Genomic DNA, 14,907 nt, shown 5'->3' with positions numbered 1-14,907 from the left:
GATCCGGCACGATTCCATGCCCCAGAGACTAACTTTTTGGCACTAGATGCCAATACTTTCCGCGCAGGTCGAACACACCCTTGTCAGCCGACGGCCCTTGACGGCGGTGTTGTGGGTTCAGAGGCCTTCGGCCACCCGGCGGAAGCCCTCGTCCAGCAGCTCCGTCAAGTCCGCCGCGCCGCCCTCCTCCAGCCACAGTTCGTAGCACGCGATGGAGATCGCCAGCGCCACATGGCCGGTCAGCACGGGCTGCCGAGCGGTGATCGGCAGACCGGCGCGCTTGGCGGCGAACTCGGTGACGATGGCCCTCCACGCGTTGTAGCGCAGCGTGGAATCGGCTTGGAGCGCGGGCACGTCGAGGATCAGCGCCACGCGTCGGCGGTGCCACGGCAGCGTGTGTTCGTCGTAGCGGTTGAACTCGGCGATGGCGATGCGCAGCGCCTCCATCGTGGAGACGGACTCGGGGATCTGGTCGAGCAGTTCACGCAGATGCGCGAGCTGCCCCTCGAAGTCTCCCCACACGAGGGCGTTCTTCGAGTCGTAGTAGCGGAAGAAGGTACGCCGTCCCACGCCCGCCGCGGCGGCGATCTCCTCGACCGTGACCGCGTCGAAGCCCCGCTCGTCGAAGAGTTCGAAGGCGACCCGTTCCAGCTCGGGCCTCGACGTGGCACGCGGGCGACCGGTCCTGGCAGGCTTCACAACCGTACACAGCACGACACGGCCGGTCGGTCGGGGCCGCCCGACGCAGGCGGCCCCGGCCTCGGGCCCGTGGCGCGGTATCGCCGCTGGGCAACAGCGCGCCGGCGTCGACCTTCAACTGCTGGCCGGTCACGTAGCGCGACATCCTCCCAGGCCGGGTTGTCCAGATCCGGCCGGAACAACCTGTACAGCGCGTCGTGGTGGATCATCGTCGAGTCCACGTTCCCCGGGTGGATCGCGTTGACCCGGATCGACGCCGGTGCCGGCTGAAGGGCGAGATCGTGCACCAACCTCGCGACGTGGCGCTTCGCGTGGGCGTACCCGGCGCCGCCCGGACCAGCTTGGTCCACGAAGCCGTCCAGCAGCGCGGCCATCGAGCCGATGCATACGATCGACGAGCCGGGGCCGAGGTGGAGGTGGGCCGCCTCGACGGTGTTGACCACACCGACCAGGTTGACGGCGACGGTGTCGAACCAGCCCTTCACCAGCACATCGGGCCCCAGCGTCGTGATGCCCGTGTTGGCGACCACGACATCGAGCCGTCCGAGTTCACGGACACCCGCGTCGACCGCCGCCGACAGCTCGCGGCGCTCCCGTACATCGGCGACGCATGTCACCACGCGCCGACCGTGCTCCCGGACCAGCCGCGCGATCTCCTCCAAGTCCTCCTCGGTCGGCATGGTGTACGAGGCGGTGCCGATCTGCGCGCAGATGTCGAGCGCGACGATGTCGGCGCCCTCACTGACGAGCCGGACTGCGTGCTGCGGCCCTGCCCGCGGGCGGCACCGGTCACGAGGGCGACCTTCTGGGCCGCTCTCCAGCGCCTCGATGCTCAGCCCGTCGGCGCCGAAGGCGGGTTGCAGGTGGTCGGCCACGGTGCGCACGATGTCCGCGGACGTGACGGCCTCGGCCAGCGCCGCGGTCGTCCTGCCCATGAGGGCGGTCCAAGTGACCGCGTGCTGCCCGCCGTCGGCGTCACCGGCATCTCCCTGGGGTCTTCGGGACAGCCGGCGAACCAGGCCGCCGGCCTGAGGAGCAGTGAGTGCCGTTCGGTGTCCGGAGCCACCGGCGCCCGGGTGAACAGGGACAGCGCGCCGATCGGTCCGTCGAAGCCCATCAGGGGCACCGCCACCGTGTCGGGGACCTCGTTCGGGACGCGCTCGCGCACCGCGCGGGCCGACGGCACGTCCTGTTCCACCCTGCAGTTCCGACCACGCGCCGACGGTCTCGGGCGGGAGCCCGCAGGCCGCCACGAGGCGGAGCCGATCACTGCCGGGAAGGTGCTCGTGCACCAGACCGCCGATGCCGCCCATCTGCGCCACTGCCGAATCCAGTACAGACATCGGCATCCCCGTGCCAGGCGTCGCTGGCTCCGATGGCTTCGAAGGACCGTGCGGCCCTGATCCCGGCCGCTCAGGTCTCGGGCTCGGCACGTCCCACCGCCACTTCGACTCCCGCTCGGTCGTGCCTCAGGTCTTCGATGCTTCCGCAGCCGGCATCAGGGCATCACCCACGGTGGTCCGTCCCGATCCCCGAGGTATACGCCTGCGCTGCTCAGACACACGGGCAGGGAGCCCGCGGTCAGGCAGAGTCGGGTTCGGCGTCCGGTGACTTGGCCGCCGTGGTGCCGGCGGCGCGCCGGCCGGCGTGGAAGTCCGCCGTCAGTACTCCGCCGGCACGCGGTGTCGGGTTCGACGCGGAAATGCTGTTCCTGGCCAACCGCAGAAGCGCGCCGGCCGACAAGCCACCGGCCGCACCTCGAGTCACCGGCGCCGGCCTCAGCTGTCGTAGTCCACGGTCAAGGTGTCGGAGACGGCGAACGACTGGCAGGTGAGGACGTAGCCCGCCTCCACCTCGGCGGGTTCCAGGGCGAAGTTGCGCCGCATGTCCGCCTTGCCGTCGCACACCAGGGCGCGGCAGGTTCCGCAGACGCCTCCCTTGCAGGCGAACGGCAGGTCGGGGCGGGTGAGTTGGGCCCCGTCGAGGAGGGTCATGTCACGCGGGAGGGACGAAGTGGTGGAGCGGCCGTCGAGGACGAGGGTGACTTGGCTGACCGGCCCTTCGGCGGCGGCCTCCTCGTGGCGAACCGGCTGCACGGGAGCGTCGTCGGCGTAGAAGAGTTCCTGGTGGACGCGGTCCTCGGGGACTCCGAGCCGGGCGAGCAGTTCCTGCGCGTCGCGGACCATGCCGTGCGGCCCGCACAGCCACCAGTGGTCCGCCCCGGCCACGTCGACGAGTCCGTCCACGAGCGCGGCGAGCCGCTCGGTGTCGAGACGCCCGGAGAGCAGATCCGCTTCCCTCGGTTCACGGGAGAGGACGTGGCCGAGCTCGAAGCGGGTGGGGTACAGGTCCTTCAGGTCGGCGAGTTCGTCGGCGAACATCACCGTGCCGGTGCGCCGGTTGCCGTAGAAAAGGGTGACCCGGGAGCGTGGGTCGGCGGCCAGGACGGACTCGGCGATGGACAGCATCGGGGTGATGCCACTGCCCGCGGCGATCAGGACGTGATGCCCCGGCTCGGCCAGGTCGGGAGTGAAGGCGCCCGTCGGAGCCATCACCTCGACCGTGTCCCCGGGGCGTACTTCGTTGACCAGCCACGACGAGAACAGCCCGCCGGGTACGACACGTACCCCGATCCGCAGCGGAGCGCCTACGGGGGAGCAGATCGAGTACGAGCGCCGCTCGTCGCGGCCGTCGATCTGCCGGCGCAGCGTCAGTGACTGGCCGGGGGAGAAGGCGAACTCCTCGGCCAGTTCCTCGGGGACGTCGAAGCTGACGGCGGCCGCGTCCTCGCACAGCGGCTGGACACCGGCGATCCGCAGCGCGTGGAACGCGGGGCGGCGCCGGACGCGCGGTGCTGTCTCCCGGACGGTGCTCGGGGCCATCAGATCTCCTTGACGTGTTCGAACGGCTCCAGGCAGGCGCGGCAGCGCCACAGGGCCTTGCAGGACGTGGCGGCGAACCGCGAGGTCTCCTCGGTGTCGCCCGACCCGCAGCGCGGGCAGGTCACTGCGCGCCGCACGGGCGACAGGACCAGCGGCACCGGCCCGGACGGGTGCCGAGGGGCGGGGCCGGGCGGCGCGATGCCGTGCTCGGCGAGCTTGCGGCGGCCGGCCGGCGTGATCCAGTCGCTGGACCACGGGGGATCGAGGACGGTACGGATCTCCACCCGCGCCCATCCGGCGTCCCGCAACCGCGCGGCCACCTCGGCGCGCATCTCCGCCATCGCCGGGCAGCCCGAATAGGTCGGCGTCAGGCTCGCGATGACCGTGCCGTCCGCGTCGACACGGACGTCCCGCAGGACCCCGAGGTCGGCCAGTGTGAGCATCGGCATCTCGGGATCGGCCACCTGCTCGGCAACGAGGCGGGCGTCCTCGGCCGTCAGGGCCACGGTCACCATGTCGCGTCCGGCAGGGCTCGGGCCACGCTCTGCAACTCGGCCAGCAGAGGCGCGAGATGTTCGGTTCGGTCGCCGTCCCGGCCGGCGCCGGGGAGCGGCTCCACGGCGGGCAGGGCGAGCAGGGCCGCGTCCAGAACCTGGTCGAGCACCGCCGTCACCTCGTTCCGTACGCTTGCCGCGTCGATGCCGAATCCCGGCGCGGACACGAGTAGTTCGTCCAGGTAGGGCGCGACCTGCTCAAGAGCCGCCCGCATCCGGCGGCGCGACTCGTCGGTGCCGTCGCCCAGGCGCACGGTCCACTCCGCGGCGTACTGGCGGTGGTATGCCAGTTCCTTGACGCCCTTGGCCGCGACGGCGGACAGGACCGGGTCCTGGACCCTGACGGAGAGCTCCTGGAACACGGCGAGGCGCCAGGCCGACAGCACCAGCAGCCGTACCACGCTGAACGCGAAGTCCCCGCACGGGAGTTCGGCCAGCCGTACGTTGCGGAACTCTTCCGGGTCCCGGAAGTAGGCGTACGCGTCCTCGCCGCGCCCGCTGCCGTCGACCTGCCCGGCCCGCGAGTACAGCAGCCGGGCCTGGCCGAGCAGATCGAGCCCGATGTTGGCGAGTGCCACCTCCTCCTCCAGCTCCGGGGCGCGCGTGCACCACTCGGCGAGACGCTGGGCGGACACCAGGGCGTCGTCGCCGAGCGCCACGCAGGCCGCGGCGAATTCGGCGGTGTCGATGCCCTCGGGCACGGCGGTGTCGACGCCGTACAGCGGATCCTCGAAGCCGGTGCCGAACGCCCAGCGGGCGTCGCCGCCGTCCTCGTGCCCCTCGGCCAGGGACAGGTAGACGTGGTCGTCACTCATGCCCGCTCCTAGATGTGGGGGACGTCGTCGGGGATGTCGTAGAAGGTCGGATGGCGGTAGACCTTGTCGGCGCTGGGCTCGAAGAACGGGTCCTTCTCGTCGCGCGTCGTCGCGGCTATGTGCTCCGAGCGCACCACCCAGATGGAGACGCCCTCGTTGCGCCGGGTGTACAGGTCGCGGGCGTGGGTGAGGGCCATCCGGTCGTCGGCGGCGTGCAGCGAGCCGACGTGCACGTGGTTGAGGCCGCGCTTGCCGCGCACGAACACCTCGTACAGCGGCCATCCCTGCTGCTCGGCACTCATGCCGTCACCTCGTTCTCGATCCGGGCGGCCGCCTTGGCGGCGTGGGCGGTGGCCGCCTCGCGGACCCAGGCGCCCTCCTCGTGGGCGGTCCTGCGGCGGGAGACCCGTTCGGCGTTGCACGGGCCGTCGCCGCTGATCACCCGTTGCAGCTCCGACCAGTCGGGGGTGCCGAAGTCGTGCCTGCCGCGCTCGTCGTTCCAGCGCAGCTCGGGGTCGGGCAGGGTCACGCCGAGCCCGGCGGCCTGCGGGACGGTCATGTCCACGAAGCGCTGGCGCAGCTCGTCGTTGCTGTGCCGCTTGATCTTCCAGGCCATCGACTGCGCGGAGTTGGGGGAGTTCTCGTCGGGCGGGCCGAACATCATCAGCGACGGCCACCACCAGCGGTCCACCGCGTCCTGCACCATCTCCCGCTGGGCCTCGGTGCCCCGCATCATCGTCATCAGCAGCTCGTAGCCCTGCCGCTGGTGGAACGACTCCTCCTTGCAGACCCGCACCATGGCCCGCGCGTACGGTCCGTAGGAGCTGCGGCACAGCGGCACCTGGTTGCAGATCGCGGCCCCGTCCACGAACCAGCCGATCACGCCGACGTCCGCGTAGCTGAGGGTGGGGTAGTTGAAGATCGACGAGTACTTCTGGCGGCCCTCGATCAGGCGCGTGGTGAGGTCCGCGCGGTCCGCGCCGAGGGTCTCCGCCGCCGAGTACAGATAGAGGCCGTGGCCGGCCTCGTCCTGGACCTTCGCGAAGAGGATCGCCTTGCGGCGCAGGGACGGGGCCCGGGTGATCCAGTCGCCCTCCGGCTGCATGCCGATGATCTCCGAGTGCGCGTGCTGCGCGATCTGCCGGATCAGGGTCTTGCGGTAGGCGTCCGGCATCCAGTCACGCGGCTCGATCCGCTGGTCCTTCGCGATCGTCGCGTCGAAGTGCTCCTGGAGCCGCGCCTCGGTGTCGTCCGCGGCTGCCGTGGGGGAGTGCGTTGTGGGCATCGCTACCAACTTCCCAACCGACCATTCGTTCGGTAACCAGTGTGGCGTGTTCTTGCGGTCCGGGCAAGACCCGTCGTGTTTCGGCTCCGCGCTCACCGCCACACGTAGAACCCCTGCCCCGTCTTCCGGCCCAGCTCGCCGCGGGCGGCCTTCTCACGCATCAGCCGGGGCGGGGCGAAGCGGTCGCCGAGGGTGGTGTGCAGGTACTCGGCGATGGCCAGGCGGAGTGGGCCCATCGGGTGCTTGTACCCCAGGCTCATCGCGTAGTCGATGGCCACCGGCTCGGCGGACGCGCTCCTCGACCATGCGGATCGCCTCCAGGCCGAGCGCCGGCCCGAGCCGGCTGTCGGCGAAGCCGGGGGAGTCCTTGACGACGACGTCCTTCTTGCCGAGGGCGTGCGTCCAGGCGAGGGCCGTACTGACGACCTCGGCCCCGGTCTCCGGAGCGACGACGAGTTCGACCGGCTCGGAGGTCGGCACCGGATTGAAGAAGTGCATGCCCAGGAAGCGGCCGGGCCGGGTGAGGGCGCAGGCCAGTTCGGTGACGGAGAGCGAGCTGGTGTTGGTGGCGAGGACCGTCCTATCGCTCACCGCCGACTCGGCCGCGGCGAGCAGCCCGGCCTTCAGCACCGCGTCCTCGGGGACCGCCTCGACGACGAGGTCGGCCGCGGCCGGCGGCTCCTCGACCGAGCCAACGGTACGGACCCGCGCGAGCACCTGCGCCGCGGGCTCGGCCGGCCTGCCTCGCTCGGCGGCCCGCTCCAGCCCGCTGGCGACCCGGTCGAGGGCGGCCTTCGCCGTTACCGCACCGCTCTCCACGATCGTCACGGACGAGCCGGCGGCGGCGAAGGACCACGACCCGGTCCGCGCGTTCCTCGACCAGGAGTGTCTCGTAGGCCGTGGTCACACCTGCTCCACGAGCATCGCGACGCCCTGGCCGACGCCCACGCAGAGGGTGGCCAGGCCCCGGCGGGCGTCCTCGCGCTCCAGCCGGCCCAGCAGGGTCAGCAGGATGCGGGCGCCCGAGCAGCCCAGCGGATGACCGAGCGCGATGGCGCCGCCGGAGGCGTTGACCCGTTCCTCGTCGAGCTTGAGGCGGCGGATCACGGCCAAGGCCTGCACGGCGAACGCCTCGTTGAGCTCCACCGCTTCGACGTCGTCGATCGCCCAGCCCGTACGGGCGAGCGCCCGTTGCGTGGCGGGGACCGGGCCGAGGCCCATCACGTTCGGCTGCACACCGGCCGACGCGGACGCGACGATCCGGGCCCGGGGCGTCAGCCCGTACCGTTCGACGGCCGCCGCGCTCGCCACCACCAGCGCCGAAGCCCCGTCGGACAGGGGTGACGCGGAGCCCGCGGTCACGACGCCGTTCGCACGGAAGATCGTCCGCAGCGAGCCGAGCTTTTCGAGCGTGGTGGACGGACGGGGCCCTTCGTCCCTCGTGACGACCTCGCCACCCTTCACCGCGACCGGCACGATCTCGCGGTCGAAGTGCCCCGCTTCCTGAGCGGCGACCGCCCGCTGGTGGCTGCGCAGCGCGAACGCGTCGGACTCGGCCCGCCCGATCCCGTCGAGCGCGGCCACCTCCTCGGCCGTCTCGCCCATGGAGAGGGTCACCTTCACCTCCTCGGGCCCGGCGTCGGGGGGCACGGCCCGGTCGGCGGCGGCGAAGCGCGGGTTGGTGAAGCGCCAGCCCAGCGAGGTGTCGTACGTCCGGCCCGGCTTGGCCCACGGTGTGCCGGGCTTCTCCATGACCCAGGGCGCGCGGGTCATGGACTCCACACCACCCGCGACGACCAGGTCGGCCTCCCCGGCCCGGATCGCCTGAGCGGCCGAGGCGACGGCGGTGAGCCCCGAGGCGCACAGCCGGTTGACGGTGTAGCCCGGCACGGTGTGCGGAAGTCCCGCCAGCAGTACGGCCATCCGCGCCACGTCCCGGTTGTCCTCGCCGGCCTGGTTCGCGGCCCCGAGGATCACCTCGTCCACCGCCTCGCCCGGTATCCCCGCGCGCCGGACAGCCTCGCCGACCACCAGGGCGGCCAGTTCGTCGGGGCGTACGGAGGCCAGGACACCGCCGTAACGGCCCTGCGGGGTGCGCGCCCCGTCGATCAGGAAGACCCCGTCAGACATGGGAACCCTCCTCGTCGGGCGTGACACGGGGGTAGGTGACGCCGAGCGGGAAGCCGTACGGCGAGGTCTCGGCGGGCGCCACGGTGCCGTCGCCGGGATGCCCCGGGAGCTCGAAGGGGTGGTCGAGCCGGGCCCGGAACGCGGCCTCCCCGAGGTGCGCCCAGTCCTCGCCGTACACCGACTTGCTCGGTGATTCCGGGTACGGCGTCCAGTGCTCGCGGGCGGCCGTGGCGGCCGCCGCCCGGTCGAGCAACTCAGGGTGACGGGCGAAGAAGTCGGGGCGCTCCGGGACGTTCTGGGGCATGCGTTCCACCTCTTGACAGGCAGTGGTGATGCTGGATTACTAGGCCGTGCTGCACGCTAACCGAATGTTCGGTCGGCTCACAAGGTGGTGGAAATCGTGACGCAGGCCACGGATACGGGGCCCGCTCCGACGAGTGGCGCGACAGAGCGGATGTTCGCCGCGGAAGCGGCGTCCCGGAGTCTCGGCATCGAGTTCCTGGAGAGCGGCGAGGGGACCGCCACCCTGCGTATGACCGTCACCCCGGCGATGGTCAACGGGCACCGGATCGCGCACGGGGGGTATCTGTTCCTGCTCGCCGACACGGCGTTCGCCTGCGCGTGCAACAGCCACGGCCCCACGACCGTCGCGGCCGGTGCCGCCGTCGACTTCGTCGCTCCGGCGTACGAGGGCGACGTCCCGGTCGCGACGGCGAGCGAGCGCACCCGGTTCGGCCGCAGCGGCATCTACGACGTGGGCGTCCTGCGTGGCGACGAGGTGATCGCCGAGTTCCGCGGCCGCAGTCGCACGGTACGAAGCACGGAGACGAAGGAGTCGCGATGAACGGTGGACCGGCGGTCGGGGCGGCTTCTGGAGGGCACCTGGGAGAGCCCCTGCCCGACGACCTGTGGGACGACGGCGAGCGGATGACCCGGGAGCAGCTGGCGGAGCTCCAACTCGACCGGCTGCGGGCGACGTTGCGACACGCCTACGACAACGTGGAGCTGTACCGGACGAAGTTCGACGAGGCAGGGGTCAAGCCCGACGACTGCCACGCCCTGGAGGACCTGGCCCGGTTCCCCTTCACCACGAAGGCGGACCTGCGGGACACCTACCCCTTCGGCATGTTCGCCGTACCCATGGACCAGGTCCGCCGCGTCCACGCCTCCAGCGGCACCACCGGCCGCCCGACCGTGGTCGGTTACACCGAGAACGACCTGTCGATGTGGGCCGACGTGGTCGCCCGTTCCATCCGGGCCGCCGGTGGCCGCCCCGGCCACAAGGTCCATGTCTCTTACGGCTACGGACTGTTCACCGGCGGCCTGGGCGCGCACTACGGCGCCGAGCGCGCGGGCTGCACGGTGATCCCCGCCTCCGGCGGCATGACCGCGCGCCAGGTGCAGATCATCCACGACTTCAGGCCCGAGATCATCATGGTCACGCCGTCCTACATGCTCACCCTCCTCGACGAGTTCGAGCGCCAGGGCATCGACCCGCGCAGCAGCTCCCTGAAGGTCGGCATCTTCGGCGCCGAGCCGTGGACCGAGGCGATGCGCCGTGAGATCGAGGAGCGTCTCGACATCCACGCCGTCGACATATACGGCCTGTCGGAGGTGATCGGCCCGGGCGTCGCGCAGGAGTGCGTGGAGACCAAGGACGGCCTGCACGTGTGGGAGGACCACTTCTACCCCGAGGTCGTCGACCCCATCACGGGAGACACGCTGCCCGACGGCGAGGACGGCGAACTGGTCTTCACCTCCCTCACCAAGGAAGCGCTGCCGATCATCCGCTACCGCACCCGCGACCTGACCCGGCTGCTGCCCGGCACCGCCCGGCCCGCCTTCCGCCGGATCGAGAAGATCACCGGCCGCTGCGACGACATGATCATCCTGCGCGGGGTGAACGTCTTCCCCAGCCAGATCGAGGAGATCGTGCTGCGTACCCCCGGTGTCGCACCGCACTTCCAGGTCCAGCTCACCCGCCGCGGACGCATGGACCACATGACCGTCCGCGTCGAGGCCCGCCCCGGCACCGGCCCCGAACAGCGCGAGGCGGCCGGCCGGGCGATCGCCCAGGGTGTCAAGGACGGGGTCGGCGTCAGCGTGGAAGTGGCGATCGTCGATCCCGAGACCCTGGAACGCTCACTCGGCAAGCTCCGCCGGGTCAAGGACCTGCGGGAAGCGTGATCGCCGCCGGCCGACGGAGACTGCAAGGACGTCACCCAGCTCTTGCCCCTACTCGATGCAACCGCATGATCGTGCCGGCGACGTGGGACTCGGCCATCGCGCCGAGACGGTCCTGACAGGGGCCGCTTCAACTCTCGTTCGGTGTGGTGGTCGCCGACCGGGCGGTCTCGGAGGTGGTGTCGATGCTGGTGCGCAGGGTGACCGGCTTCAGGAGGGCCGTCGCGATGACGGCGACGATCGCGACGCCGGCCGAGATGAGGAAGACGTGTCCGGTCGCGTCGCCGTAGGCGCCGCTGACTATTTCCTGGACGGCCGGGGAGCCGCTGCCGGTCGTGGCGCCGGCGGCGGGAAGGCCCGCGTCGGCGAGGCCCTGGCTCATCTGGTGGCTGACCTGGCGGGCCAGGATCGCGCCGAGCACGGCCACGCCGATCGTGCCGCCCAGGGAACGGAAGAAGGCGATCGTGGAGCTGGCCGCGCCGATGTCCTTCAGCGGAACCGAGTTCTGTACGACCAGGACCAGGTTCTGCGTGGTCATGCCGACGCCCATGCCGACCAGCAGCATCGCCACGCTCATGAAGACCAGCGAACTGTCCCGGTCGGTGAGCCCGAGCCCGGCGAACCCGACGGTGAGCAGGGCGCAGCCGGTGACCAGGAACGGCTTGAGCTTTCCGGTCCTGCTGATCAGCCGGCCGCCGACGGTGGAGGAGACCAGGATGCCGGCCATCATCGGAATCGTGAGCAGACCCGCGTGGGTGGGGGTGTAGCCGCGGCTGTTCTGGAAGTACTGGCTGAGGAACACGGAGCCGCCGTACAGCGCCGTGCCGACAGCGAGGCTGCCCATGATCGCCAGGGCCGTGGTGCGCTGCCTGACGATGTCCAGCGGCACGATCGGCTCGGCTGCCCGCGTCTCCACCCACAGGGCGAAGCCGAGCAGGACCAACGACCCGGTCACCATCGCCGCGGTCTGCCAGGACGCCCAGGCGAACGAACTGTCCACGAACGACACCCAGATGAGCAGCACGCTGACACCGGAGGCGATCAGGGCCGAGCCCAGATAGTCGATCTTCACCTCGGCGCGGCGGATGACGGGCAGCCGTAGGGTGCGCTGGAGCAGGACCAGGGCGACGGCGGCGATCGGGACGCCGATGAAGAAGCACCAGCGCCAGCCCAGCCACGAGGTGTCGACGATGAGGCCGCCCGCCAGCGGACCGCCGATCGTGGACACGGCCGTCACGCTGCTGAGGTAACCGGCGTAACGGCCGCGCTCCCGCGGTGAGATCATCGCCCCGATCGCGATCTGGACGAGCGACTGCACGCCGCCCACGCCTATGCCCTGAAGGGTCCGCGCGGCGATGAGCTCCCCTGCGTTCTGGGAGATGCCCGAGGCCACCGAGCCGAGGACGAAGACGCTGATCGCGGCCTGCACCAGGGTCTTCTTGCTGAACAGGTCGGCCAGCTTGCCCCAGATCGGGACGGTGGCGGTCGCGCTGAGCAGGGTCGCGGTGACGACCCAGGTGTACTGCGTCTGTGAGCCGTGTAGGTCGCCGATGATCCGCGGCAGTGCCGTCGAGACCACCGTGCTGGCGAGCGTCGAGACGAAGAGTGCGAGCAGTAGTCCGCTCAGCGCCTTGAGGACCTGGCGATGGGCGGCGGCGGCCCCCGCATCCGTGGATACGGGCTCGTTCACTGCGGTGGTGCTCGTCACACGGACTCCAGGTGGTGCGTGGCAGGGGAGGGTGCCGCCGAGGTCGGCCGCCGCGTTGAGTTTACAGAGTGTAAGGCGAACGTACGAGACGTATAGTCTGTCTCGTGGATCACCCCGGAGCGGAGGCGGTACCGGTGGCGGCTCGCGTCGACGGGGTGAGGGATATTGGGTCGATGACGTCTGAACCCCGCGCGAGCCTGCGTGAAGAGCAGAAGAACCTGACCCGCGATCGACTGCTCGACGCCGCGATCGAGGTGCTGTTCGAGAAGACCATCGTCGACGCGACGATGGAGGACATCGCCAAGGCGGCCGGCGTCACCCGGGTGACCGTCTACGCACACTTCCCGGGAAAGGTCGAGATCGTGCACGCGCTCGCCGAGCGCATGTACAGCCTCATGGGCGAGGCCTTCGCCGAACTGGCCGCGATCCCTCGCTGGACCCGCGCCGAGGTCCGCGGCTGGCTGGACAGGGCCACGGAGTACTGGCGCGAGATGACACCCGTGCTCCGCGTGGTCAGATCGTCGTCCTCCCTGGTGCGGCGCGTTCCCGCCGATGCGCGGGACCGGTACACCGGAGCGCGGGAACGCTACGTGTCCCTACTGCTCGGGACTCCGGGGCGCTGGCAGGACGTACCCCCGGCGCAGGCCACTCAGCGGGCCACGATGGTGGTGCTTCAGACGGAGTCGTTCCTCACGGCGTGGCTGGTGGCGGGCATTCCGATGGAGACCGACGATCCGCTCGAACTGCTCGCGGACGCCCTCTGCTACCTCCTCGACCCCGCGCTCGACAAGGACTCGTGAGCGGGTACGGCCCCCGAGCTACGTGAAACCACGTAGACCACCACGGGACTTGGGGCCGCGGCGCCGATACCGCCTGCCTGCGGGGCGATGATCTCCGTTGCGGAGAAGGCACGGGATACGCAGGGGGCGGGCATGTCGGACGCGGGGGAGGGACGGTCGGGACGAGCCCGTATCGCCCTGGTGGTGTTCCGGCTGGTCATGGTGGTGCTGATCATGCTGTTCGCCTGGCGGACGTACGAGGAGACGGCCATCGCCAACGCCCGTGCCTCGGGAAACCTGGAACCGGCGGACGCCGTCGTCGAGAACCGGACGGAAGAACACGGAAGGACGCACGGCGGCACAGGCCAGGACCGCACCGCGGACTGGGTCTACTGGCACGAGGTCACGCTCGAACTGCGGGTGAACGGCGAGCTGCGGTCCGTGGCGGGCGGCGCCGGGCTCGACGTGGGTGACCATGTCGAGGTCGGCCTGTGGCACGGGCACGTCATCAAGCTGGACGGGTACTACGTGTGGCGAGGGTGGCACAGCGGCCTCGGCGGCAACCTCCTCATCGTGTGCTACCCCCTGGTCATGGGTTACCTGATCGCCCTGGCGGTGGCGGTACGCATCCGGACGGCGCGCCGGGGCGGCGCCGATGTGCCCGACCCGGCCGACTTCGGCCTCGAGATCCTGTTCGGCATCATCGTCGGAGCCTTCACGATCGTCCCGCTGGCCCTGGTCCCCGCCGCCGTCGGCGCCGACCATCCCCGGTTCTGGCCGCTCGTCCCGGTGGCCACCGGCGCCACGGCCGCCCTGCTCGTCATGCGCAGACGGCTCGGGCGCGGGCAGAGCACGGCCGCCCGCGCCGGGGCCGACGACACCGACGCCGGGGGCGCGCCCGCTCGGTCCTGAACGCCGTGGCGCCGGGCACAGAGGAATCGATCATGTCCAATGAACGGTGACGGGGGCAGTGGGGATGGCGGAAACGTACGGGCCGCAGCTGGAGCCGCAGTCGGCCGCTCCCGCGTCCGGCGGGAGGTGGTCGCACCTGGCGACCGGGGCGGAGCTGGCCTTCGTGGCGCAGTTCGTCGTCGCGGGAGCGGTCTTTCTGGCCACCGCCGGCATGCGCGACGACCACGGCACCGGCCTCTTCGGTGTCCCTCTCGCCGTGGTCCCACGGTTGCTCCTCCTCGTGGTCCTCGCCGGGTACCTGCACTGGGTGTTGTTCACCCTGCCCGCCATGGCGCTGGGCCGGCTCCTGGCGGCCCCGCCATGGGCGGCGCTGCGGGCGGTGCTCGGGGTCGCCGCGGTCACCGCGGCCCACATGGCGTGGGCCGTCTCCGTGTGGGACGTCCCGGTCGGGTGGACGGTGGCCTGGATCGCGGGCACCGGGCTGCTTCCGGTGACGGCGGCCTGGTATGCGCATCGCCGGTCGCTCGGGTGGGGCGCGATGGCGGCCAGGATCGGCGCTCTCACCGGAGCAGCGCTGCTGTTCACCGCGGTCGGTGGGTTCCTCCTGGAGTGGACCGGCTGGCACGCGTACCAGCCGCCCCGGCTCGACCGGAGCCGGTACGTCGGGGACTGGTACGGCGCCGGTGGCGCGTACTGGCTGCGGCTGGGCGAGAACGGCGAGGCCGAAGGGCAGAACCTGCCGCTGGTCGACGAGCACGCCACGCAGTGGGAAACGTGCGAGGGCACCGGGACGTGGACGTTCGTGCCGCAGCGGCCGCGTGACCGGATCGTGCTCACGATCCCGAGCTGCGGTGCCCTCCGCGACTGGCAGGCGACCGGCACGGCCGACCGGCCACAGCTGTTCGTCGTCAAAGGGGATCCGGGCACCCCCTCGGTCATCACCCTGCACCGCCCCTGAT

Annotated in this window: 15 protein-coding genes and 1 pseudogene; 5 read left to right on the top strand and 11 right to left on the bottom strand. The window is 71.1% G+C overall.

Going from position 1 to position 14,907, the window contains the following annotated elements; all coding sequences use genetic code 11:
• Positions 1-117: 117 nt before the first annotated feature.
• From mftR to ACQEWB_RS05945, 10 genes and pseudogenes are all read right to left on the bottom strand, one after another.
• The gene (gene mftR, locus ACQEWB_RS05990; RefSeq protein WP_432827794.1) at positions 118-699 is read right to left on the bottom strand and encodes a mycofactocin system transcriptional regulator; all 582 of its coding nucleotides are present in this window, start codon (positions 697-699) and stop codon (positions 118-120) included.
• The gene (locus tag ACQEWB_RS05985; protein ID WP_432827792.1) at positions 696-1,634 is read right to left on the bottom strand and encodes an SDR family NAD(P)-dependent oxidoreductase; all 939 of its coding nucleotides are present in this window, start codon (positions 1,632-1,634) and stop codon (positions 696-698) included. The genes mftR and ACQEWB_RS05985 overlap by 4 nt, the downstream gene beginning before the upstream one ends.
• Positions 1,635-2,477: 843 nt before the next feature.
• The gene (paaE, locus tag ACQEWB_RS05980; RefSeq protein ID WP_432827790.1) at positions 2,478-3,581 is read right to left on the bottom strand and encodes a 1,2-phenylacetyl-CoA epoxidase subunit PaaE; all 1,104 of its coding nucleotides are present in this window, start codon (positions 3,579-3,581) and stop codon (positions 2,478-2,480) included.
• Positions 3,581-4,096 carry a 1,2-phenylacetyl-CoA epoxidase subunit PaaD gene (gene paaD, locus ACQEWB_RS05975; protein ID WP_432827788.1) on the bottom strand — a complete coding sequence of 172 codons (516 nt, stop codon included), beginning with the start codon at positions 4,094-4,096 and terminating at the stop codon, positions 3,581-3,583. Before paaD ends, paaE begins: the two co-directional genes overlap by 1 nt.
• On the bottom strand, positions 4,090-4,950 hold the full coding sequence (paaC, locus tag ACQEWB_RS05970) for a 1,2-phenylacetyl-CoA epoxidase subunit PaaC (protein ID WP_432827786.1): 861 nt from the start codon (positions 4,948-4,950) through the stop codon (positions 4,090-4,092). The genes paaD and paaC overlap by 7 nt, the downstream gene beginning before the upstream one ends.
• An 8-nt stretch (positions 4,951-4,958) precedes the next feature.
• Entirely contained in the window at positions 4,959-5,252 is a 294-nt protein-coding gene (paaB, locus tag ACQEWB_RS05965; RefSeq protein ID WP_432827784.1) for a 1,2-phenylacetyl-CoA epoxidase subunit PaaB, read from the bottom strand.
• Positions 5,249-6,235: a 1,2-phenylacetyl-CoA epoxidase subunit PaaA gene (gene paaA, locus ACQEWB_RS05960; protein ID WP_432827782.1), complete on the bottom strand. Its 987-nt coding sequence runs from the start codon at positions 6,233-6,235 to the stop codon at positions 5,249-5,251. Before paaA ends, paaB begins: the two co-directional genes overlap by 4 nt.
• Positions 6,236-6,327: 92 nt before the next feature.
• Positions 6,328-7,087, bottom strand: a pseudogene (locus tag ACQEWB_RS05955) (3-hydroxyacyl-CoA dehydrogenase family protein); the annotation flags it as partial.
• Positions 7,088-7,138: 51 nt separating this feature from the next.
• Positions 7,139-8,365 (bottom strand): thiolase family protein, encoded by a 1,227-nt coding sequence (locus ACQEWB_RS05950; protein ID WP_432827781.1) that lies wholly within the window; start codon positions 8,363-8,365, stop codon positions 7,139-7,141.
• A complete protein-coding gene (locus tag ACQEWB_RS05945) occupies positions 8,358-8,669 on the bottom strand; it encodes a hypothetical protein (RefSeq protein WP_432827780.1) in 312 nt (103 codons plus the stop codon). The genes ACQEWB_RS05950 and ACQEWB_RS05945 overlap by 8 nt, the downstream gene beginning before the upstream one ends.
• A gap of 96 nt (positions 8,670-8,765) precedes the next feature.
• Here ACQEWB_RS05945 and paaI point away from each other — a divergent pair, with 96 nt between their 5' ends.
• Complete coding sequence (gene paaI, locus ACQEWB_RS05940; RefSeq protein WP_432827778.1) at positions 8,766-9,209, top strand: hydroxyphenylacetyl-CoA thioesterase PaaI; 444 nt, start codon at positions 8,766-8,768, stop codon at positions 9,207-9,209.
• The gene (paaK, locus tag ACQEWB_RS05935; RefSeq protein WP_432827777.1) at positions 9,206-10,552 is read left to right on the top strand and encodes a phenylacetate--CoA ligase PaaK; all 1,347 of its coding nucleotides are present in this window, start codon (positions 9,206-9,208) and stop codon (positions 10,550-10,552) included. Before paaI ends, paaK begins: the two co-directional genes overlap by 4 nt.
• Before the next feature lie 127 nt (positions 10,553-10,679).
• On the opposite strand, the gene ACQEWB_RS05930 is transcribed toward paaK, so the two are convergent.
• The gene (locus ACQEWB_RS05930; protein WP_432827775.1) at positions 10,680-12,257 is read right to left on the bottom strand and encodes an MDR family MFS transporter; all 1,578 of its coding nucleotides are present in this window, start codon (positions 12,255-12,257) and stop codon (positions 10,680-10,682) included.
• 173 nt (positions 12,258-12,430) lie between these two features.
• Between ACQEWB_RS05930 and ACQEWB_RS05925 the strand changes: the two genes are divergently transcribed.
• From ACQEWB_RS05925 to ACQEWB_RS05915, 3 genes are all read left to right on the top strand, one after another.
• Positions 12,431-13,057: a TetR/AcrR family transcriptional regulator gene (locus ACQEWB_RS05925; RefSeq protein WP_432827773.1), complete on the top strand. Its 627-nt coding sequence runs from the start codon at positions 12,431-12,433 to the stop codon at positions 13,055-13,057.
• Positions 13,058-13,189: 132 nt separating this feature from the next.
• On the top strand, positions 13,190-13,948 hold the full coding sequence (locus tag ACQEWB_RS05920; protein WP_432827771.1) for a hypothetical protein: 759 nt from the start codon (positions 13,190-13,192) through the stop codon (positions 13,946-13,948).
• Between the two features lie 64 nt (positions 13,949-14,012).
• The gene (locus ACQEWB_RS05915; protein ID WP_432827769.1) at positions 14,013-14,906 is read left to right on the top strand and encodes a hypothetical protein; all 894 of its coding nucleotides are present in this window, start codon (positions 14,013-14,015) and stop codon (positions 14,904-14,906) included.
• The last annotated feature ends 1 nt before the right edge of the window (position 14,907 follow it).

This window comes from Streptomyces sp. CA-249302 (assembly GCF_050936785.1).
In the GTDB taxonomy this organism is placed as follows: domain Bacteria; phylum Actinomycetota; class Actinomycetes; order Streptomycetales; family Streptomycetaceae; genus Streptomyces.
This window is presented reverse-complemented; position numbering and strand designations above follow the sequence as displayed.